General features: G+C 66.6%; 16 protein-coding genes. 8 read left to right on the top strand and 8 right to left on the bottom strand.

Annotation, left to right across the window (positions count from 1 at the left end; all coding sequences use genetic code 11):
* The first annotated feature begins 171 nt into the window (after positions 1 to 171).
* From G7045_RS09280 to flhC, 5 genes are all read left to right on the top strand, one after another.
* Positions 172 to 1,299: an aromatic ring-hydroxylating dioxygenase subunit alpha gene (locus tag G7045_RS09280; RefSeq protein ID WP_166159367.1), complete on the top strand. Its 1,128-nt coding sequence runs from the start codon at positions 172 to 174 to the stop codon at positions 1,297 to 1,299.
* Between the two features lie 243 nt (positions 1,300 to 1,542).
* Positions 1,543 to 2,427, top strand: a complete 885-nt coding sequence (locus tag G7045_RS09285; RefSeq protein ID WP_166159368.1) for a DMT family transporter — start codon at positions 1,543 to 1,545, stop codon at positions 2,425 to 2,427.
* A gap of 58 nt (positions 2,428 to 2,485) precedes the next feature.
* Entirely contained in the window at positions 2,486 to 3,343 is an 858-nt protein-coding gene (locus tag G7045_RS09290) for a sulfurtransferase (protein ID WP_166159369.1), read from the top strand.
* A 188-nt stretch (positions 3,344 to 3,531) separates the two neighbouring features.
* Positions 3,532 to 3,879 (top strand): flagellar transcriptional regulator FlhD, encoded by a 348-nt coding sequence (flhD, locus tag G7045_RS09295; protein ID WP_166159370.1) that lies wholly within the window; start codon positions 3,532 to 3,534, stop codon positions 3,877 to 3,879.
* Positions 3,880 to 3,906: 27 nt separating this feature from the next.
* Positions 3,907 to 4,458: a flagellar transcriptional regulator FlhC gene (gene flhC / locus G7045_RS09300; protein ID WP_166159371.1), complete on the top strand. Its 552-nt coding sequence runs from the start codon at positions 3,907 to 3,909 to the stop codon at positions 4,456 to 4,458.
* 58 nt (positions 4,459 to 4,516) lie between these two features.
* Here flhC and G7045_RS09305 read toward each other — a convergent pair whose 3' ends face one another.
* The 8 genes from G7045_RS09305 to ppc all read right to left on the bottom strand — a co-directional run bounded on the left by G7045_RS09305 (position 4,517) and on the right by ppc (position 19,137).
* Positions 4,517 to 5,092 (bottom strand): FlgO family outer membrane protein, encoded by a 576-nt coding sequence (locus tag G7045_RS09305; protein ID WP_166159372.1) that lies wholly within the window; start codon positions 5,090 to 5,092, stop codon positions 4,517 to 4,519.
* A 427-nt stretch (positions 5,093 to 5,519) separates the two neighbouring features.
* Entirely contained in the window at positions 5,520 to 7,097 is a 1,578-nt protein-coding gene (locus G7045_RS09310) for a serine hydrolase (RefSeq protein ID WP_166159373.1), read from the bottom strand.
* 402 nt (positions 7,098 to 7,499) lie between these two features.
* Positions 7,500 to 10,433 (bottom strand): hypothetical protein, encoded by a 2,934-nt coding sequence (locus G7045_RS09315; RefSeq protein ID WP_166159374.1) that lies wholly within the window; start codon positions 10,431 to 10,433, stop codon positions 7,500 to 7,502.
* A gap of 72 nt (positions 10,434 to 10,505) precedes the next feature.
* Positions 10,506 to 12,620, bottom strand: a complete 2,115-nt coding sequence (locus tag G7045_RS09320; RefSeq protein WP_166159375.1) for a hypothetical protein — start codon at positions 12,618 to 12,620, stop codon at positions 10,506 to 10,508.
* Positions 12,621 to 12,749: 129 nt separating this feature from the next.
* The gene (locus tag G7045_RS09325) at positions 12,750 to 14,093 is read right to left on the bottom strand and encodes an alpha/beta fold hydrolase (protein WP_240919197.1); all 1,344 of its coding nucleotides are present in this window, start codon (positions 14,091 to 14,093) and stop codon (positions 12,750 to 12,752) included.
* 3 nt (positions 14,094 to 14,096) lie between these two features.
* Positions 14,097 to 15,083, bottom strand: coding sequence for an AraC family transcriptional regulator (locus G7045_RS09330; protein ID WP_166159376.1), 987 nt, complete (start codon positions 15,081 to 15,083; stop codon positions 14,097 to 14,099).
* A 101-nt stretch (positions 15,084 to 15,184) separates the two neighbouring features.
* Positions 15,185 to 16,174, bottom strand: a complete 990-nt coding sequence (locus G7045_RS09335) for an AraC family transcriptional regulator (RefSeq protein ID WP_240919198.1) — start codon at positions 16,172 to 16,174, stop codon at positions 15,185 to 15,187.
* 131 nt (positions 16,175 to 16,305) lie between these two features.
* The gene (ppc, locus tag G7045_RS09340) at positions 16,306 to 19,137 is read right to left on the bottom strand and encodes a phosphoenolpyruvate carboxylase (protein ID WP_166159377.1); all 2,832 of its coding nucleotides are present in this window, start codon (positions 19,135 to 19,137) and stop codon (positions 16,306 to 16,308) included.
* 258 nt (positions 19,138 to 19,395) lie between these two features.
* Here ppc and hemC point away from each other — a divergent pair, with 258 nt between their 5' ends.
* Genes hemC through G7045_RS09355 form a run of 3 tightly spaced genes read left to right on the top strand, consistent with a single transcriptional unit; the run spans position 19,396 to position 22,202 of the window.
* Positions 19,396 to 20,331 carry a hydroxymethylbilane synthase gene (gene hemC / locus G7045_RS09345; protein WP_166159378.1) on the top strand — a complete coding sequence of 312 codons (936 nt, stop codon included), beginning with the start codon at positions 19,396 to 19,398 and terminating at the stop codon, positions 20,329 to 20,331.
* Positions 20,332 to 20,334: 3 nt separating this feature from the next.
* Entirely contained in the window at positions 20,335 to 21,147 is an 813-nt protein-coding gene (locus tag G7045_RS09350) for a uroporphyrinogen-III synthase (RefSeq protein WP_166159379.1), read from the top strand.
* On the top strand, positions 21,144 to 22,202 hold the full coding sequence (locus G7045_RS09355) for a uroporphyrinogen-III C-methyltransferase (protein ID WP_166159380.1): 1,059 nt from the start codon (positions 21,144 to 21,146) through the stop codon (positions 22,200 to 22,202). Before G7045_RS09350 ends, G7045_RS09355 begins: the two co-directional genes overlap by 4 nt.
* Positions 22,203 to 22,209: the final 7 nt, after the last annotated feature.

Consider the following 22,209-nt stretch of genomic DNA (forward strand, 5'->3'; position numbering starts at 1 on the left):
AGGCCCTGCCGACGCGGCCCACGCCCTAGCGCGCACGCCAATACCAGCACCCACCCCCGGGATAACCATGGCGCCTATAATCCCTTTCCCTTGAAGCCGGCCCTGGGTATGCATCCCGGCCGGTTTTGTTTTTTCAGTCCCTCCCTGTGGGGAGTCTTTATCAGGTCGCCCATGTCTGATTTAAGTCTTCAGCTGCAGCAGGCCGCAAGCCAACTACCAGTTTCCAGCTATTTCGACCCCGCCCTGTTCCAGCGCGAGGTGCAAACCCTGTTCCAGCCCGGCCCGCGCTACGTCGGCCATGCGCTGAACGTACCGCAGGCGGGCGATTACTACGCCCTGCCGCAAGAGAGCGAGGGCCGCGCCCTGGTGCACAACGCCCGGGGGCAAATCGAGCTGGTCTCCAACGTCTGCCGCCACCGCCAGGCCATCATGCTCAAGGGCCGGGGCAACCTGCAAGGCCAGGGCAAGGGCCACGCCGGCGGCAACATCGTCTGCCCCATCCACCGCTGGACCTACGCCCCCAGCGGCCAGCTGCTGGGCGCGCCGCATTTCGCCCACGACCCCTGCCTGGACCTGAACAACTACCGCCTGCGCGAGTGGAACGGCCTTTTGTTCGAGGACAACGGCCGCGACATCGCCGCCGACCTGGCCGCCATGGGCGAGCGCGCCGCGCTCTCGTTCGAGGGCTACGCCTTCGACCGCGTCGAGCTGCACGAGTGCAACTACAACTGGAAGACTTTCATCGAGGTCTATCTGGAGGACTACCACGTCGGCCCCTTCCACCCCGGCCTGGGCAACTTCGTCACCTGCGACGACCTCAAATGGCAGTTCGGCCAGGAGTTTTCCGTGCAGACGGTGGGCGTGGCGCCGAGCTTTGGCAAACCCGGCTCGGATGTGTACAAAAAGTGGCACGAGGTGCTGCTCAAGTACCAGGGCGGCGAAAAACCCCAGCGCGGCGCCATCTGGCTGACCTACTACCCGCACATCATGGTCGAGTGGTACCCGCACGTGCTCACCGTCTCCACCCTGCAGCCGCTGGGCGTGAACAAGACGCTGAACATGGTCGAGTTCTACTACCCGGAAGAAATCGTTGCCTTTGAGCGCGAATTCGTCGAAGCGCAGCAAGCGGCCTACATGGAAACCGCCATCGAGGACGACGAAATCGGCGAGCGCATGGACGCCGGGCGCCAAGCCCTGTACCAGCGCGGCGACAACGAAGTCGGCCCCTACCAAAGCCCGATGGAGGACGGAATGCAGCACTTTCACGCCTGGTACCGCCAGAAAATGGGTACGCTGTAAATTCCATCGACTATGAATTTAGGCGACGCTGAAGAAGTCCCCGCGATGCGATGCGCCCCGGGTTGGGATGAGCTGCAAGGCGTAAAGCGCAGCAATAGCCATCGCTATTGCGAGCATTTGCAACGCCGCAGATCGCCCAAACCGGGGATGCAGCGCGCGCGCGGGACTTTTTCAGCGTTGCCTTAATAGCTGTTCACGCTTACCCCATAAGCGCTGGCAGCTATTTTTACGTCTAAAAAAACAATGCAAGCGCTGTGGATGGTGCTCGCCGGGCTGCTGTTTGCCAGCATGGGCATGTGCGTGAAGATCGCCTCGGCCGATTTCAATACCGCCGAACTGGTGTGCTACCGGGGCCTGGTCAGCGCCGCCCTGCTGTGGCTGCTGGCGCGCCACCAGGGCGTGGCGCTGGCCACCCGCCTGCCGGCCATGCACGCCTGGCGCAGCCTGGTGGGCGTGGCCTCGCTCGGCGCCTGGTTCTACGCCACCACGCAGCTGCCGCTGCCCACGGCGATGACGCTCAACTACACCAGCAGCCTGTGGATTGCCGCCTTGCTCACCACCGCCGGCCTGCTCGGCTGGAAGGGCCCGCGCCAGGCGCCGCCGCCCACCCTGCTGGCCACGCTGCTGCTGGGCTTTGGCGGCGTCGCCCTGCTGCTGCGCCCGAGCGTGGGCAGCGGCCAGGGCCTGGCGGCGGCCATCGGCCTGGCCTCGGGCCTGTCGGCCGCGCTGGCCTATCTGCAGGTCGGCGCCCTGGCGCGCGCTGGCGAGCCCGAGACGCGCACGGTGTTCTACTTTGCCCTGGGCGCCGCCATCGCCGGCGGCGCTGCCATGGCGCTCACCGGCCTCTCGCCCTGGCCCGGCTGGCACGCCCTGTGGCTGCTGCCCCTGGGCCTGTTTGCCGCCGGCGGCCAGTGGTGCATGACGCGCGCCTACACCTGCGCCCGCAGCGCCCGTGCCACCCTGGTGGCCGCCAACTTGCAGTACAGCGGCATCGTCTTTGCGAGCCTCTACGGCGTGCTGCTGCTGGGCGAGCACATCGCCGCGCTGGGCTGGCTGGGCATGGCGCTGATCGTCGCCAGCGGCATTGCCGCCACGGCGCTGCGCACCCGCACGGCAGCAGCTGCCTAAAAAGCCCGGCTTTTCCGGCAATTGGCGGGGCCGTAGAAACCCCACAATGCATCCCGTCATGCCGTACCGCACCCTCATCAGCGCCAGCGCCCTGCAAGCCTTGCAGGCCAGCGGCGCACCCCTGTTGGTTTTTGACTGCAGTTTCGACCTCAGCGCGCCCCAGGCTGGGGCACAAAGCTATGCCCAGGCGCACGTCCCGGGCGCGCTCCATGCCGACCTCGACCGTGACCTGAGCAGCCACGACCGGGCCCAAGCCGCCAGCGGCGGGCGCCACCCGCTGCCCGGCCGCGCCGCCGTCGCCGCCTGGCTCGCCGCCTGCGGCCTCGATACCGACATGCAAGTCGTGGTCTACGACCGCAACGGCTGCAACTACTGCGCGCGCCTGTGGTGGATGGCGCAATGGGCCGGACACGCCGACGTGGCCGTGCTCGACGGCGGCCTGGCCGCCTGGCAGGCTGCTGGCGGCGCGCTCGCCAGCGGCAGCGAGGCCGCACGCGCACCCGGCAACTTCACCCTGCAGGCGCCGCTGCGCGAGCTGCTCAGCGCCGACGCCGTGCAGGCCGGCCTGGGCGGCGCGCAAACCATCATCGACGCCCGCGCACCCGCGCGCTATCGCGGCGAAGTCGAACCGCTCGACCCCGTCGCCGGCCATATTCCAGGCGCGCTCAACCGCCCGTTTGGCGACAACATCGCCCGCGACGGCCGCTTCAAGCCCGCCGCCTTGCTGCGTGCCGAGTTCGAGGCCCTGTTGCACGAACGCGACGCTGCCGAAGTGGTGCACCAGTGCGGCAGCGGCGTCAGCGCCCTGCCCAATTTACTGGCCATGGAGCTCGCCGGCCTGCCCGCCGGGCGCCTGTTTGCCGGCAGCTGGAGCGAATGGTGCAGCAGCAGCGAGCGCCCGGTGGCGCGCGGCTGACGCCTGCCACAGCGGCGAGCGCGCCCGGCAGCGCTGTCAGGCAAATTCCTACAAGCACCGGCGCCAACGCCGACAACGCGCAGCGCCAAAGCCCGACTTAATTTTTGTTTGGGCCGAAATGACAATCCATTTCAACGGATTACGCCTTGCCCACCGGCAGCGCGAACCCCTTTTGAAAGGATTGCACCATGACCAACGAACAACTGCTCGCCGAGATCCGCGAAGCCAACCTCACCTACCTGATGTTGGCCCAGAACCTGATCCGCCACGACAAGGCCGAAGCCGTTTTTCGCCTGGGCATGAGCGAGGATGCCTGCGAAATCCTGTCCGCCCTGTCGGCCGCGCAGGTGCTCAAGCTGGCCTCGCGCAACACCTTGCTGTGCAGCTTCCGCGTTGACGATGAGCTGGTCTGGAGCTTGCTGACCAACCACAACCTGAAGAAGGCCGGCAGCGAAACCAGCAAGGTCGGCAACGAAGCGACCAACACCTTGCACGCCAACATCCTCATGGCCAGCCGCGTGGCCGAAGTGCTGTAACCGAGCCGCCGCACCGGAGAAGCTGCCATGACTGCCACCGCCGCCCCCGTCAAAAGCGTCCTCAACGAGTCCAAGCAGATCGAGCGCGCGGCGCTGCTGATCCAGATGGGCGCGCGGATGCAGGTGCTCGAATCGGAAACCACGCTCTCCTACGAGCGCCTGATCCGCCTGTACAAGGAAATCGCCGGCAAGTCACCCTCCAAGGGCCAGCTGCCGTTCTCCACCGACTGGTTCCTGACCTGGCAGGAGAACATCCACAGCTCGCTGTTCCTGAACATCTACGAATACCTGGCCAAGGGCGTGAGCCTGGACGCGGTCGAACAGCTGACCAAAGCCTACCGCCTGTACAACGAACAGATCGAGGCTGCCGGGCTCGAAGCCTTGCTCTCCTTCACCCGCGCCTGGCGCCTGGTCAAGTTCGTCGATGCCAACATGCTCACGCGCACCAAGTGCACCAGCTGCGCCGGCCTGTTCGTCTCCGAACCGTACGAGAACGCGCGCCACTACCAATGCGGCCTGTGCAACCCGCCGGCGCGCGCCGGCAAGAGCAAGAGCGCGGGCGCGCTGCAGCTGCATTAAAGCCCACCAAATTGCAGGCCAAATCGGCTGCTAGCGCTTACCAGGCAAGCGCTAGCAGCTATCTTTTTGGTAGCGTATCAATGCCCGTCAGCAGGCTGCGCACGTCGCTGTCCATGGGCAGGGCATAGTCGTAGGCAGAGAGAATCTGACCATCTTGCGGCCGCACCAGCTTGAGGCTGATGAACAGCTGCTGCGCCGTCGGCGCATAGGTACCCACAACCACCGCCTGCGCCTGCTGCGCCTGACTGACTTCACGCAGCTCGCGCGAGAGCAGCAGCTCGCCCTGCTCCGGGCGCATCAGGGCGCTGGTGCGCAGCTTGAGCTCGGTCACATGCAGCCCCCGCTGCGCCAGGCGCGCGGCCAGCTGCTCGCTCACCAAACGCCCCAGGCGCGAAGATTCATGCAGATGGTCGATATGGACCACCGTACCCACCAGCAGCGGCAGCTGGGGCTGGAGCAGCACGCCCTCGACCAATTTGTCCGCCGCCTCGTGGTTGCGCTGCACCAAGCTGCTGGCAAACCAGCTGCCCGCCCCCGGCCCACCTTTATCACCGTAGTAATAGTTGGCGCAGCCGCCCAAAAAACTGGCGGCCACCACGGCGGAGGAAAGCAAGAGCACGCGGGATGTCTTCATGCCCCGCATGGTAGCGGCGCATCGCCCCGGCATTGCCGGCAACAGCGCCCGCTTTGCCCGCCAATCCCGGCCACTCGTTAACCCGTGTTGCGCAGCCCCGCCGCAATGCCGTTGATGCAGATGTGGATGCCAGCCGCTGCCGACAGCAGGCAAGCCCAAGAAGGTTGCGCTGACCATCATCAATGCCATGCTCAAGTCCGGCAGCCCATGGTCGGCTACTTATTCACAGAAGGTTGGTGCGTGAAAAATACTTGACTTTGAACACAGCCGCGCCCCAAAGAAAAAGGGCGTGAAAGCCGCACCAGATAAGCGTGGGGCGCTATCAAAATTGCTGTGTCGATACCAATGTCCGTCAAGGGGGCTGGATGCCCGGCAACTGCGTTGGGTTCAGGAAGGCAATGCGGCCGTTGCCGGCCATGCCCCGCTGTCACAGGTCATCAGCCACGCGCACAAAGCTGCCGCGCGCCGCGTCTTCGTTGAAATACTCCACCTGCATCCGCGCGGCCCGGCCGGCGTCGCCCAGGAAAAACTGCACGGCCAATACAGAACCCGGCGGTGCGCTCTCGCCCTCGGACGTGAATACGAACTGGTCACCGCTCCAGTGGTGCAGCCGGTAGCGCACCTGCGCCGGGCCGAGCACGAGGTCGAGCGCATCGCCGCTGCGCTGCACCTCGGCGGCGCCATAGTAGGCATTGGTGTAACGCCCGCCGTACTGCGCCAGCGGCTGCGGCGGCAGCGGCGCGGCGGGCGGCTGCTGGCCGGCCAGCGCACCGAGCGGGTGGTACAGGCCGCGCATCTTCTCTTGCATCACAGCGAGCCAGTCGGTGCCGGGCGCATCGGGCGCCACAGCACCCAGCGCCCGTTCACCAAAGGCCAGCGCAATGGCTTCCGCCAGGCCGCGCGGCTGGGCGTTGGTGAGCACGGTGATGCCCAGGTCGGCCTGTGGCCACAGGATGAACGCGGTGTGCGCGCCGAGCAGGAAGGCGCCCGAATGCGAGACGCTGGGGTGTCCGTGCGGATCCGGCCCCACGTTGAAGCCGTAGCCGTAGGCGCCGCCGGGGCGCGCCGTCATCGCAGCCTGCAGCGCCGCCGCGTTCACGAGCTGGCGCCCCTGCCAGCGGCCCTGGGCCAGCACCAGCGCCATCCAGCGCGCCATGTCGGCCGCGCTGGCGCTGACGCCGCCTGCGGGCGACTGTGCATCGGGCTGGCGCGGCGGCTGCTGCACGGCGTAGCGCGCGGGCGTGGCGCCGTAGCTGGCCTCGCTGAGGCCGATCTGCACGTGGCCCCAGGCGCGGTTCTCGCGCGCGGCAAAGTCGGCGTAGCGTGAGCTGGTGCGCGCCATGCCCAGCGGCTGGTACAGCGTCTGTTCGGACAGGGTGGCCCAGTCCGTGCCGCGCGCCCGGGCCATGGCCTCGGCGGCGGCGGTGAGGCCGAAGTTGGTGTAGGCATAACTGCCGTAGGGGTTGAGCACGGCGTGGCGCAGGCGCTGCAGCACCTCGGCACGCGGGTAGCCCAGGTCTTCGAGCGGGTCACCCGCATGATCGGGCAGACCGCTGCGGTGCGCGTACAGGTCGCCCAGGGTCAGGCGGGCGTTGTCCTGCGCATCGGCGTAACCCAGAGCGAAGCCAGGCAGCAGGCGCTGCACGGGCGTATCCCAGCCGATGGCGCCCGGCCCGCCCTGCATCTGCGCGGCCATGACGGTGGCGCCGACCGGCTTGGAGAGCGAGGCGAGCTGGAACACCGTGTCAGCATCCACCGGCGCAGCCTGATCCACACGGCGTACACCGAAACCACGCGCGTACAGCGTCTGCCCCCGGTACGTGACCGCCACGGCCACGCCCGGCACGCCGGTGCGCGCCATCCACTGCGGCACCAAGGTATCGAGGTGCGCGGCGGCCTGCGCGACTGCATCTGGTCTGCTGTTGCCGCCACAGGCGTTCAACCCCAGAACCAACACCAGGCCGCCGAAACCGCCACGACAAAGAAGGGAAAGTGAAGGCAACATGGCTTGTACGTGTGTCGAAGTTCTACCGTTTTCATTCTAGGAGCCTGTCGGACTTGGAGCGTCGAAAGCGAAAATCGGCCCCAGCGAGACCAGTTTGTGCCGGATTTGCAGCCCAATAGCCGAGCTATTGGGCAAAAAGACGGTGTTCTCGAAGAGCGGCGAAGCCAAAAATGGGCCGCTGCGGTCGATTTGCAGCCGACGATTTCCAAATCCGACAGGCTCCTAGGCACAGGCCCGCAAGCGGTGCTGCGGGAACACATCCCACCCGGAGACCGGGCAAGATGCGGGGCACGAAGCCACCCCGCCGGAAATGCTATTTTTTTGATAGCTTTTAGCGCTTACTGCATAAGCTTCATCGGTATTTTTTGCTCCATACCCTCGCCCTTGCGGGCGAGGGCCGATTCACTCCAGCAGCACGGCCAGTCTGTTGACCAGGTCGAGGCTGGCGGGGGTGATGACGTCCATCGGCGCGCGCTCGGGCGCGTAGTTGAGCGACTGCTTGAGGCTCTCGCCGGTGGTGGTGGTGTTCAGGGGCAGCAGCATGATGGACGTCTTTCTCACGCCCCCCGGAGTCCGCGACGTGATGTCCATCACATCGCCGTTGCTCATGCGCCGCATCATGCGGTAGCCGCGGTACAGATCGAAGTCGCCCGACCGGAAGGCGTTATAGGTGGCGTCGGTTCTGCCCCGGCGTGTGTATTGAAGGATATCGAAATCGCGCACCGCCGACGAGTGCGCGGCTGGGTGCATGGTTTGTCCGTCGCTTGCCATGTAATCGACGGGCGGAGTGAGCACGAGCGCGTTGTACTTTTGCAGGCGCATGGGGTCGTTGCTGGCATTGGGGAAGTACACCGAGTAGTCCCAGCTCATGAAATCCAGAAAGGAGTTCTTGGCGTTCGTCATGACCGTGCGCATGTCACCGTTGCCCAGCGGCTGGTAGTCCAGCCACTTGGGCACCAGGCTCGGGTTGACGGGCGTGTCGCCGTCGAAGGGCCGCGCCACCCACCGGGCGCCGTAGATGGCCTGGTAGGCCCCGAAGTGCTGCACGAACACCAGCGCTGGCGCCTGGCCCTGGTTGAAGATGTAGACCGGGTACCAGGGCGTCTGCAGGGTTTTCATGCCGTCGCGGTAGAGCGTGAGCGGGTCGGCATTGGGGTTGTTGAAATCGACCGCCGCCACGCCTTCTTTGTTGGGCTTTCCCTCCTGCACATGGGCCAGCGCGTTCCAGGTGACCAGCTCCGCGCTGCCGCTGCCGTCGCTCTTCCAGCGCATGGGGATGTAGCCACCGGGCGCGACAGTCCAGGCCTTGCCCCTGGCGGGGTCGAGCAGCGTGCCCACCACGTAGTTGTAGTAGTCGATGTCTTGCAGGCTTTGGTACAGCTCGCTTTGCGCCGGGGCGGCAGTGGTGCCGAGCATGGCTTTCTTGTAGCCTGCCAGCACGGCGGGCGTCAGGTCGGTGCCCTGGCTCAGGGCCAGGCCCACGAGGTCGTAGGCGCGCGATGAAGCCTTCTGGAAGAACTGGTGGTAGCGCTCGCTCATCGCGGGCGTGACGTTGCTGACCGAGAAGCTGGTGAGGAAGGCCAGGTACGCGTCGAGCCTGCCGAGCTTTTCGCTCACCAGCATGATTTCCATCAGGTTGGGGAAGCTGGCGATGGCTTTGTCCATGCCGGGAATGTCCAGGTCGGGGCGCAACTGAGGGATGACGGCGTCGTAGGGCATCGTCTCGAAGCCGCTGACAAACATCTTGTCGAAGCGCACCAGGTTGCCGTCACCTGCGCCTGCACCTGCGCCTGCCTGCGGCGGGTTCTGGTTCTGCCGGGCGCGCTCCTTGATGTCGTCGAGCTCGGCGATGAGTTGCTGGTAGGCATCGCCGCCCTGGCCGGATTGAAGCTGCACCTCGTCGTTGTTGACGTTCAGCGGCTGCTCTTGCACCCGCTGCTTCGCGCGCTCCAGTTCTTTCTTGTCGTCGGCGGCTTTCTTCTTGTCGGCCAGGTACTGCTTCCACTGGTCGTAGGAGGTAAAGGCCGTGTCCGGCGGGACTTCCTCGTCATGCTTTTTGCCAACCGGGTCGGGCAGCTTCACGCCAGGGTCCTTGGGCAGGTTGCCCATGGGCGGCACCAGGGAGCTGCCCTGATCCTTCAACATATTCTGGATGCTGCTGACCCAGGCCGTGGTGTCGGCCACGCCGGCGGGCATGGCCTCGGCCTGGACTTGCACGTCGGTCAGCGCCTTGGCCCAGCCGTTTTGCTTGTAGAACTGCAAGGTGGTGCTGCCGCCCACGCCGCCCGCCAGCGACTGGTACTGGGCCGAGATCGAGCCGCCGTTGGTGGATTCGGTGTTGCCGTCGGCGGTGCGGAAAGAGAGCTTGCCGCTGCCGATGGCCTGGTTCATCGAGGTGGTTTGCGAGACGAAGGCGTCGCCGTTGGCGGCGTAGAAGTCGGCGATGGCGCTCTCGATCTTGCCGCGCAGCTCGACCATCTGGCGCACCAGCACGGGACGGATGGAGGCATCGGCGCAGATCTCGTGCTGCGCCTTCAGGTCGGCGAAGACACTTTCCATGCGCGAGAGGATCTGGATGTTGGCGTAAGGGTCGCTGTCGGCCAGCTTGTAGCGGCTGACTTTGACGCTGGTGGTGTAGGGTTTGCCGCCGCAGATGCCGATGGGCGTGCTTTCGGTGGTGGCGACGTAGCTGCTCAGCAGCTCGTCGGTGAGCTTGGTGCCGAGCAGGTAGCCGGTGAAGTTCTCGCTGCCGGAAAAACCGCTGCCCAGGATGGAGACGATGTTGTTGGTGTTGGCCGACACCATCTGCACGCTGACGGTGCCGTCGGACTTGCTGTTGCGGTGGGCGCTGGCATGGTGGTAGGCGGCCGCGCCCTTGGCACCGCCCCATTCGCCGCCAATGGAGCCGGATGCCGACACATCAAAGGTGAACTGGTCGGCGGAGGTGCTGGCCTCTTTGCTGCTGAGGACGCGCAGCACGGTTTTTTGCTGCGAACGGGAGGTGTCCACGTTCAGCCGACCGTCCTCCTTGAGCCGCCCCAAATCAAAAATGGGGCGAAGGCTGTAGGTGGACTGGGCCGAATTGATGCTGGAGCCGACCGAGAGGGACTTGATGGTCTCGGGCGTGATGGCGGTGCCCCTGCCCGCAGTCAGCAAGTAGCGCTCGAAATCTTCGTCATCCATGGCCGCATTGGCAGCCAGGGCGGGGTACTGCGAGGTATAGGTAGACGCGGGTGTGGGTGCGTCCGTGTCACCACCACCGCAACTGGCCAGGAAGGCCAGGCACGCCAGTGCCGAGGGCTGCAGGATCGAGCGGGTGGAATAGGCTCGTTGCATGTTAATTCTCCTTTTTTTATAGCAGCCAGCGCTTGCCTAGCAAGCGCTGGAGCCATTTTTTTATCAAACCACTTACGGCAGATAATCCACCGGCACCGGATAGCTCAGATGGTTCTTGACCACCGCCTGATCGTTTTCACGCGACTGGTTGGGGTCGGCGCCGTTGCACCAGATGTCGGACTTGGGATGCTTGGTGCCCTGCGCGGTGATAACGCTGCAGGCGCTCTTGTCCACGATGCTTTCCCTGTTCGCCGGGCAGGCCGACAGTGCGCCAGTGCATTTGGCAAACTTCTCCTTGACCAGCATGGTGTAGACGTTGTCCTTCACGTCGGTGAAGCGCACCTTCAAAGGATAGGAGGGCACGGTGCCGACGCGAAAGCCACCAATCTGCCGGCCCACGGGCATGACCATGTCCTGTTTGTCCTGCTCGCAATTGGGGTCGGCCGCGTCGGCGCCGAGCGAGCACACGCCATACTTCTTGAGCATCTGGACGTTGAGCTTGCCGACGATGGACAGCGGCGTACCCAGCCCGACCGAGAAGCCGTCGGCGTAGTTGAACGCCTTGTCGTTCTCCAGGCCCTGGGTGCCGCCCACGGTGAACACCAGCCCGTCGCCCACCTCGCTCATGAAGCCCACGGCGTCATCCACCGAGAAGCCGTAGGCGCTCATACCCAGATCGTCGTGGATCAGCTTGACGTAGGGGTTGAAGGCCAGCTTGGGATCGGCCTGCACGGCAGCCTGCTTGTAGTTGTATTGCAGGTCTTCGATGTAGAGCGTCTGCACGTAGGCGTGGTCGCGGCCATTGACGGTGGTCTTGGCCAACGGGTTGGCGTCCGCACCGCAGCCTTCGTTGTAGGGCACCCAGCCGTAGATGTGCTTGATGGCCTCCCAGAACTTGAACTCGGCCACGTGCGCCGGAATCTTGCGCGACCCCTCGGGCTCGCCCACGCACTGTTGGTTGGTGTACATCGCCAGGTACTGCTTGTGGTTCTGGGCGAAGAAGTCCTTGATGAGCGCCATCTCATCGCGCATGGCCTGCGGAGCGGGGCAGTCCTGGGGGTACTTCTTGCTGGTGTATTGCGAGATATCCTCGCTGCCCCAATCGACACACGAGCCCCACAGATCCTGGATGTTCTGCACCGCCTGGCCCCACTGCATGTTGCGCTGCTCGCCGGGGGTGCATTGGCCGTCCAGGCATTTGAGCACCGTCAGCACAGGCGGATTCTTGCCGTCAGTGGGTTTGACGGGAACGTCCGGGTCTTCCAACAGGTAGCCACCACGCTGGGCAAAGATGTTGTAGCCGCCGGGCAGGCGCAGCTCGCTCATGTTGTAGAGCGGCCAGCCCTCGCCCAGGCTGCCAGGCTGGACGAAGCTGCGCAGCGTGGCTCGGAAATCGCCCAATTTCATGGCCGAGCCGCTGTAGCCAATGTAGGGATTACCGCGCACGCCAATCGCCACGGGCATGTAGACATGATCGACGTAGGAGATGTTGTAGCCCACGTTCTCCGGCTTGAGCAGCGGCGTACTCTGCCCCGGCGGAATGATGGCGTCACCGAAGGTGTATTCCGACAGCTGCGCGAACACGTCTTCCTGGAACTGCACCGGGCTGGTGTAGGTGCTCAGCTTGCAGGCCGTGCCCGTGCCCTGGCAGATCACGTCGTCAGGGGTGGCCGTGGGCTTGTCTTCGCTGCCGCGCAGGCGCTTGTTGCGGTCGGCCAGCAGCACACGCCCGCCATTCCACCAGGTGATGTATTTGCCGGATGACAGTTCGCTGTAGAGCGGCAGCGTGAGGGTCACCGACGAACCGGGTGCAATGCCCTGGCCGTCGTTGACGTAGAGCTTGTAGACCGTGTCGGTGGCAATCGGGTCGTTGGTGCGCTTGCACGCCCGGACCCACTTGTTGTCCTTGTTCATGCTGGTGGCCAGCACAGGGTAAATGGGGCCTTCGGAATTGTTGTGGATGGTGATGGTCTTGGACGAAATCGGCACATCCTGGTTGTCATAGTCCTTGCAAACGATGGGCTTGTTAGCCTGGGGGGTGCCGGTGTCGGGCGGGGGGCCGGATGTGAGGGGGGGATTGCCGCCACCGCTGCCGCTGCCGCCGCAGGCCGTGAGAGAGAGCATGAGCGCCAGCGCGGCAGCGCTCGCGGGTCGCCGGGCCGCACCGTTCAAAATAGATGTGTACATGGCTTGAAACTCCTTGTTGATCGGACAGTTACGAATCTATGGAGAAACGGGCCACAGCAAGGACACAATCTGCGGTGCTGGCGTCCCAGGTTGAGGAAATGCGTCCCACCGGCTCGCCAAGCTCTTCTGTCAGAGCACCTCATCGAGCCAGTCCATGGAGACAGCGGCGGAATAGGCCAGATTGCCAATCTGGCAATGGCCGTCGGCGCCCTCATCAGCCGTGAACAGGTGCTGCGCCACCGGCCCAGCCACGGCGCTCAGAAAGCGTGCGCACTGCGCCTGCGGCTCCTGCCCCTCGCCGCTGCCCACCAGGGCCAGTGCCGGACAACGGATACGGCGCAGATCGGCGTCGGACACATGAAAATCCAACAGCCGCTGGTAGGTCTGTTTGAAGCTGCCCTGCCCCATGCGCACCATCAGACTGCGCATCATCTCGCGCTGCTGCGGTCGGATGGCGGTATCGGGGATGTGCTCCAGGTCAGCCAGGCGGATGTCCTCGGCGTCGGGCCACTGCGCCGGGTCGAAGCCGACGAACGACACCATGTAAGCGTGCAGATCAACGATGGGCGAATTGGCGATCAGCGCGCGAATGCGCGGCTCATTCGCCGCCATGCGCGTGGCGAAATAGCCGCCGTAGCTGATGCCCATGAGGGCCACACGGCGCGGATCGGTGCCCCGGCGCGCCAGCAGGAAGTCCAGCGCCGCACGGGCAACGACCTCGTACTCCGGCACAAAGGCCAGGCCGGGGTACCAGCGCAGCGTATCCATCTGCCCCGGCCCCGTCACCAGCAACAGGTGGTAGCCGCGCTCAAGTGCCGCGCGGCCGTAGGCCAGCCAGGTTTCCTCCAGCGTGCCGTCGTAGCCGCTAATGACGATCAGCGTCTTGCCCCGTCTGCGCCCCGCCTGTGGCGCGCGGAAGTAGTACGCGGGCAGCAGCTTGTCAGCAAAAGGCAGGACTACTTCCTCGCACGCCAGTTCGGGGGCGCACAGCATCGCCGCCAGAAAGCACTCGCGGCTCTTGAGGCCCAGCGCCGCGTGGCGCGGGTCCAGCACGCCACAGTAGTACTCGGCGGCACGGTAGTTGTTGCAAGCCACCAGGTACTGATCGCGCGCACTCAGCGCATGGCCGCGCCGCGCGCGCGCTTGCGCATCCTCCTCCTGGCGCATGGCGGCGGCGGAAAACTCGTTCATCCAGCTCACAGGCTGGCCGTTCTGGATGCGCTGCGCCAGCGCCAAGCACTCGCCCACAGAGGCCCCGCCATAGCGCGTGGCACCAAGCTGGCGCATGAGCTGGAAGTCCATCTCGGCATCGGCAAAACCGGCCACACGCGTCACACCGCGCTCCGTGCTGCCGGGCTGCACCACAGCTGCTTGAGTCCACGCCGGGTGCGCCAGCAGAGGCAACGCCAGCCCGGCAGCGGCGCCCACCATGAAACCGCGCCGCTGCGCCAATGGCTTGTCGTAGGGATTCATCGTTCAACTCCGTCCGTGCTGGGCACCCATGTGTGCCCGTTGATGCCATTCAGTGGGCGAGAGCCCAAAACGCGTGCGAAACAGCTTGCTAAAACCCGAGGCATCGGCGAAGCCACAGCGCCACGCCAGCGCGCCCACGTTCAGCTTCTGGGTTTGTGCGAGCAACCCCTGGGCGTGCTGCAGACGAATGTCGCGCAACACACCCATCACCGTCTGGCCCTGCGCCGCAAAGGCCTCGTACAACCGCGTGCGCGAGCAGCCCGCACCGCACGCTATCGCAGCCGCATCCAGGTCATGCCGGTGCGCCTGCTGCTCCATGAAGCGCAGCGCCGCCGCATGACGGCCCGCGTGCAAACTCTCGGCCCAATCGGGCAAATCGGCAGCCGCCCCCTGGCGACCCAGATTACGCAGCATGAGCAGCGCCAGCGCGCGCGTGGCGTCAAGCAGATCCGCATATTCGGCGATGTCCATCGCACCATGACGCAGCAGCAGGGCCGCATGATGCATCTGGCTCGACAGCGCTGGCGCCAGCGCACAGCGTGCGCTGAGCAGCTGAGTGACGGGCTCGCATCCAAGCGCAGCGAACACATCCTGGCGCGGTAGAACGAGGAAAACCTGGCTCGCACCCTGCTCCCAGCAATACGTGTCCGCCTGCTGGGGTACGCACAGGCTCAGCGCACCCGGCCCTTTGCGCGGATAGGCCCAGGGCAACAGATAGCCCGACTGCAGCAGCGTCAGCACCACCATGTCATCGGACTGCGCACGCTGCGAGCCGGTGCGCATCTCGTAGGCCGATGAGCGCGTGGCGCCCAGGGTGCAGGCGCTGCTGGACAGGGTACTCAGCTCAGCCTCTAGCGGCACCTCGGGTGCGGGACGAAAGTCCACCCAGCGGTGCGCGATCTCGCGCCACGCCTCATGGCGCAGCGCAGGCTCCACGTCGGCCGAGAAACGGCGCTCCAGAACGCAGGCGGGCGATATGGGATGCAACATGGAGCACAGTGTAGGAACGCCGCGCCGCCCCGTAGGCTCGCGCGGGACGCATTCCCACAACCTGGGACACCATCCATCTCAGGATGGCTCAGGCCGTGTGTTCAGCGCATCCAAGCACGCTGGTGCCACTCGGTGGGCGAGAGCCCAAAGCGCGCGCGAAACAGCTTGCTGAAGTCCGACGGATTGGCAAAACCACAGCGCCACGCCAGCCCACCCACGTGCAACCGGGCACTCTGCTCTATGCCGCGCCGCGCGCGCTGCAAACGCAGCTCGCGCAGTGCGCCCATCACCGTCTGACCCTGCGCAGCGAAGGCCTCGTACAGCCGCGTGCGTGAGCAGCCCGCCCCGCGTGCTATTAAAGCCGCATCCAAGTCATGCCGGTGCGCCTGCTGCTCCATAAAACGCAGCGCCGCCGCATGGCGGCCCGCGTGCAGACATTCGTTCAAATCAGGCAGGTCGGCAACCTCGCCCTGGCGCGCCAGGTTACGCAGCATGAGCAACGCCAACGCGCGCGTGGCATCGAGCACACCGCCATATTCCACGGTATCGAGCTGCCCAGGCCGGCGCACCACCAGCGCCAAGTGACCGAGCTGACTTGCCAACATGGGCGCCAACGCGCAGCGCTGCGGAAGCAGCAGCGTATTGCCAGGCTTGTACCCCAGCGTATCCCACACCAGGCGGCGCGGCAGCGCCAGATAGGTCTGGCGCGCGCCCGTGCCCCATTGGTAGCAGCCGGGCTGCTCAGGGACGTACATGCCCAACATGCCCGCCGTGACGTGTTGGTGCTCGCCGGGGGCAGCGTTCAAACGCATCTCCCCGGACTGCAGGAGCGACAGCACCACCATATCCTCCGCCGGGGGGACGTGCTGCGGGCCAGTGCGCATTTCATACGCGGTCGAACGCTTGGTGCCAAAGAAGCTGCTTTGACCACGCAGCAGGGACCAGGAGGCATCGAGCTCTTCGCTCGGCGACAGGGGCTGAACATCCACCCAGTTGTGCGCTACGTCGCGCCAGTAATCCAGGCGAATAGCCGGATCGACTTGGCTGGAAGACCAATGCTCCAGCACGCAGGGCGTGGGGGTAGGTGTCATGGTGGCAAATTGTAGGCAGCGACAGGCCGCAATGACCTACCGCACGCCCCCCACGATGGGACACATTGCCTGAACCTGGGACGCCAACACCCAAGATACCGAGACACGCTGACGCAGCCGCGCCCGCCCGCTCAACCCGTGTTGCGCAGCCCCGCCGCAATGCCGTTGATGCAGATGTGGATACCCGTCTGCACGCGCTCGTCGCCCTGGCCGGCGCGCCAACGGCGCACCAGCTCGACCTGCAGGTGGTGCAGCGGGTCGATGTAGGGGAAACGGTGGCGGATGGAGCGCGCCAGCGCCGTGTTCGCCGCCAGGCGCTGGCGCTCGCCGGTGATGCGTTCGAGCGCCTCGGTCGTGCGCTGCCACTCGGCCTCGATGGCGGCAAACACTTTCTTGCGCAGGCGCGCGTCCGGCACCAGCTCGCTGTAGCGCGACGCCAGGGCCAGGTCGCTCTTGGCCAGCACCATGTCCATGTTCGACAGCAGGGTGCTGAAGAACGGCCAGTGGCGGACCATCTTGCGCAGCAGCGCCCACTGCGCCTTGGGGTCTTTGCCCGGCATATCCACAAACGCCTGCACGGCGCTGCCAAAGCCGTACCAGCCCGGCAGCGTCAGGCGGCACTGGCCCCAGCTAAAGCCCCAGGGGATGGCGCGCAGGTCTTCGATGCGCTGGCTGGCCTTGCGGCTCGCGGGGCGCGAGCCGATGTTGAGCTCGGCAATTTCGCGGATCGGCGTGGCGTTGAAGAAGTAGTCGGTAAAGCCCGGCGTCTCGTACACCAGGGCGCGGTAGGCCGCCATGCTGTGCTGCGACAGCTGCTCGGCGGCCTGCAGGAAAGCGGGCGTGGCCGGCTTGGTCGGCTGCAAGAGCGTGGCTTCGAGCGTGGCGGCGACCAGGGTTTCGAGGTTGCGCCGGCCGATCTCGGGGTTGGCGTACTTGGAGGCGATGACCTCGCCCTGCTCCGTCAGGCGGATCTGCCCGCGCACCGTGCCCGGGGGCTGCGCCAAGATGGCCTGGTAGCTCGGGCCGCCGCCACGCCCAACGGTGCCGCCCCGGCCATGGAACATGCGCAGGCGCACGCCCGGCAGCTCGTCGAACAGCGCCACCAGCGCGATCTCGGCGCGGTACAGCTCCCAGTTGCTGGTGAAGATGCCGCCGTCCTTGTTGCTGTCGCTGTAGCCGAGCATGATGTCCTGCTCGCCGCCGCTGCGCCGCAGCATGTCGGCCACGCCCGGCAGGTCGTAGAAGGCGCGCATGATGGGCGCGGCGTTGCGCAGGTCGTCGATGGTCTCGAACAGCGGCACGACGATCAGGTCGGCCTGCGCATCCTCGCCCAGCTGGCCGTGCAGCAGGCCCACTTCCTTTTGCAGCAGCAGCACTTCGAGCAGGTCGCTCACCGTTTCGGTGTGGCTGATGATGTAGTGGCGAATCGCCTCGTGGCCGTAGCGTGCGCGCAGCTGCTGCGCGGCTTCAAAAATGGCCAGCTCGCTGCACGTCAGCGGCGAATACTGCGCGCCAACGACGCGCAGCGGCCGCGCGTCCTGCAGCAGGCGCAGCAGCAGGCTGCGCCGCGCCTCCTCGCCCAGGCTGGCGTAGTCTTCTTCGACGCGCGCCGTTGCCAGCAGCTCGGCGATCACGGCCTCGTGCTGGTCCGAGCTTTGGCGCAGATCGACCGTCGCCAGGTGAAAGCCGAACACTTCGACCGCCCGGATCAGCGGGTGCAGGCGCTGCACGGCCAGCAGCCCGCCCTGGTGCGACTGCAGCGAATCTTCGATCACGCGCAGGTCGGCCAAAAAGGCAGCGGCATCGGGGTAAGGGTTTTGCGGCGCCACCGCGTGGCGTGCGGCCTCGGTGCCGGTCAGCGCCTTGAGCGTCGCCGCCAGGCGCGCGTACACCCCGGTCAGGGCGCGGCGGTAGGGCTCGTCCTGGCGGTGCGCGTTGCCGTCGGGCGAGCGTTCGGCCAGGGCCTGCATCGCCGGCCCGATGGACACCAGGCGCGCCGACAGCGACAGCTCGCCGCCCAGGTAGTGCACCTGCGTCAGGTAGTGGCGCAGGGCCACGCTGGCCTGGCGCGTGAGCGCCAGCTGCAAGGTCTCGGCGGTCACATTCGGGTTGCCGTCGCGGTCGCCGCCAATCCACTGCCCCATGCGCAAGAAGCTGTGCACCGGCGCGCCGCCGAGTTCCTGCTCCAGCGCGGCGTAGATTTTGGGAATCTCGCCCAAGAAGGTGGCCTCGTAGTACGACAGCGCGTTCTCGATCTCATCGGCCACGGTGAGCTTGGAGTAGCGCAGCAGGCGCGTCTGCCACAGCTGCAGCACGCGGGTGTAGAGCTGGGCCTCGTTGTGCGCCAGCTCGCGCGGCGTGAGGGCGTCGCGCGCGCTGTTGTAGAGCTGGGCGCGCTCGGCAATGGCATCGCGCTCGGCCAGCAGCTGGGCAATGTCGCGCTCGGCCACCAAAATGCTCTGGCGCTGCACCTCGGTCGGGTGCGCCGTCAGCACCGGGGCGACGTAGCTCTGCGCCAGCGCCTGCACCACCTGTTCGGGGGCAATGCCGGCCCAGCGCAGGCGCGAGAGCGCCACCTCGATGCTGCCCTCCTGCTGGCTGCCCAGGCGCTCGTGCACCACGCGGCGGCGGATGTGGTGGCGGTCCTCGGCCAGGTTGGCCAGGTGGGAAAAATAGGTGAAGGCGCGGATCACGCTCACTGTCTGGTCGGCGCTCAGGCCCTTGAGCAGTTTTTTCAGCGCCTTGTCGGCCTCCTGGTCGGCGTCGCGGCGAAACGCCACCGACAGCTGGCGCACCTGCTCGACCAGGGCAAAGGCGACCTCGCCTTCTTGCGCGCGGATCACGTCGCCCAGAATGCGCCCGAGCAGGCGGATGTCCTGGATCAACGGCAAGTCCTTGTCGCTCTTGCGCGGCGACGCCTCGGGGGCGGGAGCAGCGCTCTCGAGAGGGGTGGCTCGGGCCATGGTCTGCAGTCTCCTGTTAGGGGTTTTCACCATGCTAGCATCCCCTTTTGGCCTTAGAGCGTGTTTACGATCTCCTCATGGTGTCCGTTGCCCCGCAAAAGCGGTGGCTGCAAGGCGCAAAGCGCAGCCGGGCTGGTGGCCCGGCGAGTATTTGCAACGCCGCAGGCGCCGCTTTTGCGGGGCAACCCTTCGGGCAAGGCAGCATGAGGAGACCGTAAACACGCTCTTACTGCCCAGCGCCTCCATGAAAGTTTCTGCATGAACCAAGCCGCCGCCTCCTCGCCCGCCCTGCCCATCGTCATCGCCACGCGCGAAAGCCGCCTCGCCCTGTGGCAGGCCGAGCACGTCAAGGCGCTGCTGCAGGCGCGCGGGCACCACGTCACCCTGCTAGGCATGACGACCCAGGGCGATCAGATTCTGGACCGCTCGCTCTCCAAGGTCGGTGGCAAGGGCCTGTTCGTGAAAGAGCTGGAAGTGGCCCTGGAAGAAGGCCGCGCCGACATCGCCGTGCACTCGCTCAAGGACGTGCCCATGGAGCTACCCGAAGGCTTCGCCCTGGCCTGCGTGATGGAGCGCGAAGACCCGCGCGACGCCTTCGTCTCGCCGCGCTACGCCAGCCTGGACGCGCTGCCCCAGGGCGCGGTGGTCGGGACCTCCAGCCTGCGCCGCCAGGTGCTGCTGCAGGCGCTGCGCCCGGACCTGAAGATCGAGCCGCTGCGCGGCAACCTCGATACCCGCCTGCGCAAGCTCGACGAGGGCCAGTACGACGCCATCGTGCTCGCCGCTGCCGGCTTGAAGCGCCTGGGCCTGGGCGCGCGCATCCGCTGCGAATTTGCCCCCACCGCCATGCTGCCCGCCGCCGGCCAGGGCGCCCTGGGCATCGAGGTGCGCAGTGACCGCGCCGACCTCATCGCCGCCCTGGCGCCACTGGCCGACCAGGCCACCTGGCTGACGGTGGCCGCCGAGCGCGCCGTCAGCCGCGCCATGGGTGGCAGCTGCTCCATGCCCCTGGCCGCGCACGGCCAGTGGCAAGGCGCCACGCTCGACCTGCACGCCGCCTGGGGCGACACCGAAGCGCGCCTGCCCCTGGTGCGCGCCCAGGCCAGCGCCGCCGTCACCACCCTGGCCCAGGCCGAGGCCCTGGGCGACGCCGTGGCGGCCCAGCTGCGCGCCGGCGGCGCCCGGGGCGCGTAAGCCATGGCAGGGGCGCAGCGCGTCATCGTCACCCGGCCACAGCCCGACGCGGCGCAGTGGGTGCAGGCCCTGGGGCAGCGCGACATCGCCGCTGCCGCCCTGCCGCTGATCGCCATTGGCCCCAGCCCCCAGCCCGTACACCAGGCGCAGCTGCAAACGGCGCTGGCACAGCTGGCGCAATACCGGGCGGTAATGTTCGTCAGCGGCAACGCCGCCCATTACTTTTTAGAGCAAAAAAACGCTTTAACGCTTATGCAGCAAGCGCTAGCAGCTACAAATTTAAGAGCATGGACACCCGGCCCCGGCACCGCCCAGGTGCTGCTGGCGCGGGGCCTGGAGCAAGCGCGCATCGACGGCCCCGCGCCCGATGCCGCGCAGTACGACTCCGAAGCCCTGTGGGCCCAGGTGGCCACGCAAATCACCCCCGGCGCGCGCGTGCTCATCGTGCGCGGCTGCCAGGCCGGCCAGGGCGATGCCAGCGGCCAGGGCCGTGACTGGCTGGCCGCGCAGCTGCGCGCCGCTGGCGCCACGGTCGATTTCGCCATTGCCTACCAGCGCAGCGCACCCGTTTTCAGCCCAGAGCAACAGGCCCTGGCGCACGCTGCGGCCAGCGACGGCTCTCTGTGGCTGTTCAGCAGCTCCGAAGCTGTGACGCATTTACAACAGGCCCTGCCCACCCAAAACTGGGCCCGCGCCCAGGCGCTGGCCACCCACCCGCGCATTGCACAGGCAGTGCGCGCCGCCGGATTTGGGCTGCTGCACGAATGCAAGCCGGCATTTACCGACGTGGTGGCATCGATAGAATCCGCCCTATGAGCGAGCAGCCCACCCCAGAGCACGCCCCCCCCGTGCCCGCCCCAGCCCCCCCCAGCGGCGGCCACTTTGCCCTGGCCCTGGCCACCCTCTTGGCCCTGGCCGGCCTGGCCAGCAGCGGCCTGCTGTGGCAAAAACTGGGCAACATCCAGGAACAACTGGCACGCCAAAGTGCCAACAACGGCGCCAGCGCCACCGAGGCCCGCACCCTCGCGCGCCAGGCCGAAGAAATCGCGCGCGACACCGCTGCCCGCCTGACGGTGACGGAAACCCGGGTCAGCGAAGTGGCGCTGCAGCGCAGCCAGCTCGAAGAGCTGATGCAAAGCGTCTCGCGCTCGCGCGACGAAACCCTGGTGGTCGATATCGAAGCGAGCCTGCGCCTGGCGCAGCAGCAAGCGCAGCTCACCGGCAGCCTCGAACCCCTGGTGGCGGCACTCAAGAGCGCGCAGCAGCGCATCGAACGCGCCGCGCAGCCGCGCCTGGCGCCGGTACAGCGTGCGATTGCGCACGACCTGGAGCACATCGCCCGCAGCACGGTAACCGACACCGCCGGCCTGCTCGCCCGCCTCGATGACCTGATGCGCCTGAGCGACGACCTGCCCACCCTCGGCGGCGTCGCCCACGCCAGCGCCATGCGCCGCCCCGGCGGCTCGGCGCCCGCCGCCAAAGACCACAGCAGCGCCCCCTGGTGGCAGGCGCAGCTCGCCAAAGGCTGGGAGCTGGTGCGCGACGAGGCACGCGGCCTGGTGCGCGTCAGCCGTATCGACCAGCCCGAAGCCGTGCTGCTGGCACCGGAGCAGGAATTTTTTCTGCGCGAGAACCTCAAGCTCAAGCTGCAAAGCGCGCGCCTGGGCCTGCTCGCGCGCCAGTTCGACGCCGCCCGCACCGACCTGGCCGGCGCCACCGCCGCTCTCAACAAATACTTCGACCCTGCCGCCCGGCGCACGCAAAACGCCGCCACCTTGCTGCAGCAAGTCCAGGCGAGCCTGAAAACGGCCGACCTGCCGCGCCTGGACGAAACCTTCACGGCCCTGAACACGGCCGCCGCCGGACGCTAAGGGGCCA

It is taken from the genome of Acidovorax sp. HDW3 (assembly GCF_011303755.1).
Lineage (GTDB): Bacteria > Pseudomonadota > Gammaproteobacteria > Burkholderiales > Burkholderiaceae_C > Paenacidovorax.

What these genes read in the sequence shown, in the direction of transcription:
- G7045_RS09350 (WP_166159379.1), top strand. Translation starts at nt 20,335, where the DNA reads ATGGCAGGGGCGCAGCGCGTCATCGTCACCCGGCCACAGCCCGACGCG.
- G7045_RS09355 (WP_166159380.1), top strand. Translation starts at nt 21,144, where the DNA reads ATGAGCGAGCAGCCCACCCCAGAGCACGCCCCCCCCGTGCCCGCCCCA.
- G7045_RS09305 (WP_166159372.1), bottom strand. Translation starts at nt 5,092, where the DNA reads ATGAAGACATCCCGCGTGCTCTTGCTTTCCTCCGCCGTGGTGGCCGCC.
- G7045_RS09325 (WP_240919197.1), bottom strand. Translation starts at nt 14,093, where the DNA reads ATGAATCCCTACGACAAGCCATTGGCGCAGCGGCGCGGTTTCATGGTG.
- G7045_RS09290 (WP_166159369.1), top strand. Translation starts at nt 2,486, where the DNA reads ATGCCGTACCGCACCCTCATCAGCGCCAGCGCCCTGCAAGCCTTGCAG.
- flhD (WP_166159370.1), top strand. Translation starts at nt 3,532, where the DNA reads ATGACCAACGAACAACTGCTCGCCGAGATCCGCGAAGCCAACCTCACC.
- G7045_RS09320 (WP_166159375.1), bottom strand. Translation starts at nt 12,620, where the DNA reads ATGTACACATCTATTTTGAACGGTGCGGCCCGGCGACCCGCGAGCGCT.
- G7045_RS09285 (WP_166159368.1), top strand. Translation starts at nt 1,543, where the DNA reads ATGCAAGCGCTGTGGATGGTGCTCGCCGGGCTGCTGTTTGCCAGCATG.
- flhC (WP_166159371.1), top strand. Translation starts at nt 3,907, where the DNA reads ATGACTGCCACCGCCGCCCCCGTCAAAAGCGTCCTCAACGAGTCCAAG.
- ppc (WP_166159377.1), bottom strand. Translation starts at nt 19,137, where the DNA reads ATGGCCCGAGCCACCCCTCTCGAGAGCGCTGCTCCCGCCCCCGAGGCG.
- G7045_RS09315 (WP_166159374.1), bottom strand. Translation starts at nt 10,433, where the DNA reads ATGCAACGAGCCTATTCCACCCGCTCGATCCTGCAGCCCTCGGCACTG.
- G7045_RS09335 (WP_240919198.1), bottom strand. Translation starts at nt 16,174, where the DNA reads ATGACACCTACCCCCACGCCCTGCGTGCTGGAGCATTGGTCTTCCAGC.
- G7045_RS09330 (WP_166159376.1), bottom strand. Translation starts at nt 15,083, where the DNA reads ATGTTGCATCCCATATCGCCCGCCTGCGTTCTGGAGCGCCGTTTCTCG.
- G7045_RS09310 (WP_166159373.1), bottom strand. Translation starts at nt 7,097, where the DNA reads ATGTTGCCTTCACTTTCCCTTCTTTGTCGTGGCGGTTTCGGCGGCCTG.
- hemC (WP_166159378.1), top strand. Translation starts at nt 19,396, where the DNA reads ATGAACCAAGCCGCCGCCTCCTCGCCCGCCCTGCCCATCGTCATCGCC.
- G7045_RS09280 (WP_166159367.1), top strand. Translation starts at nt 172, where the DNA reads ATGTCTGATTTAAGTCTTCAGCTGCAGCAGGCCGCAAGCCAACTACCA.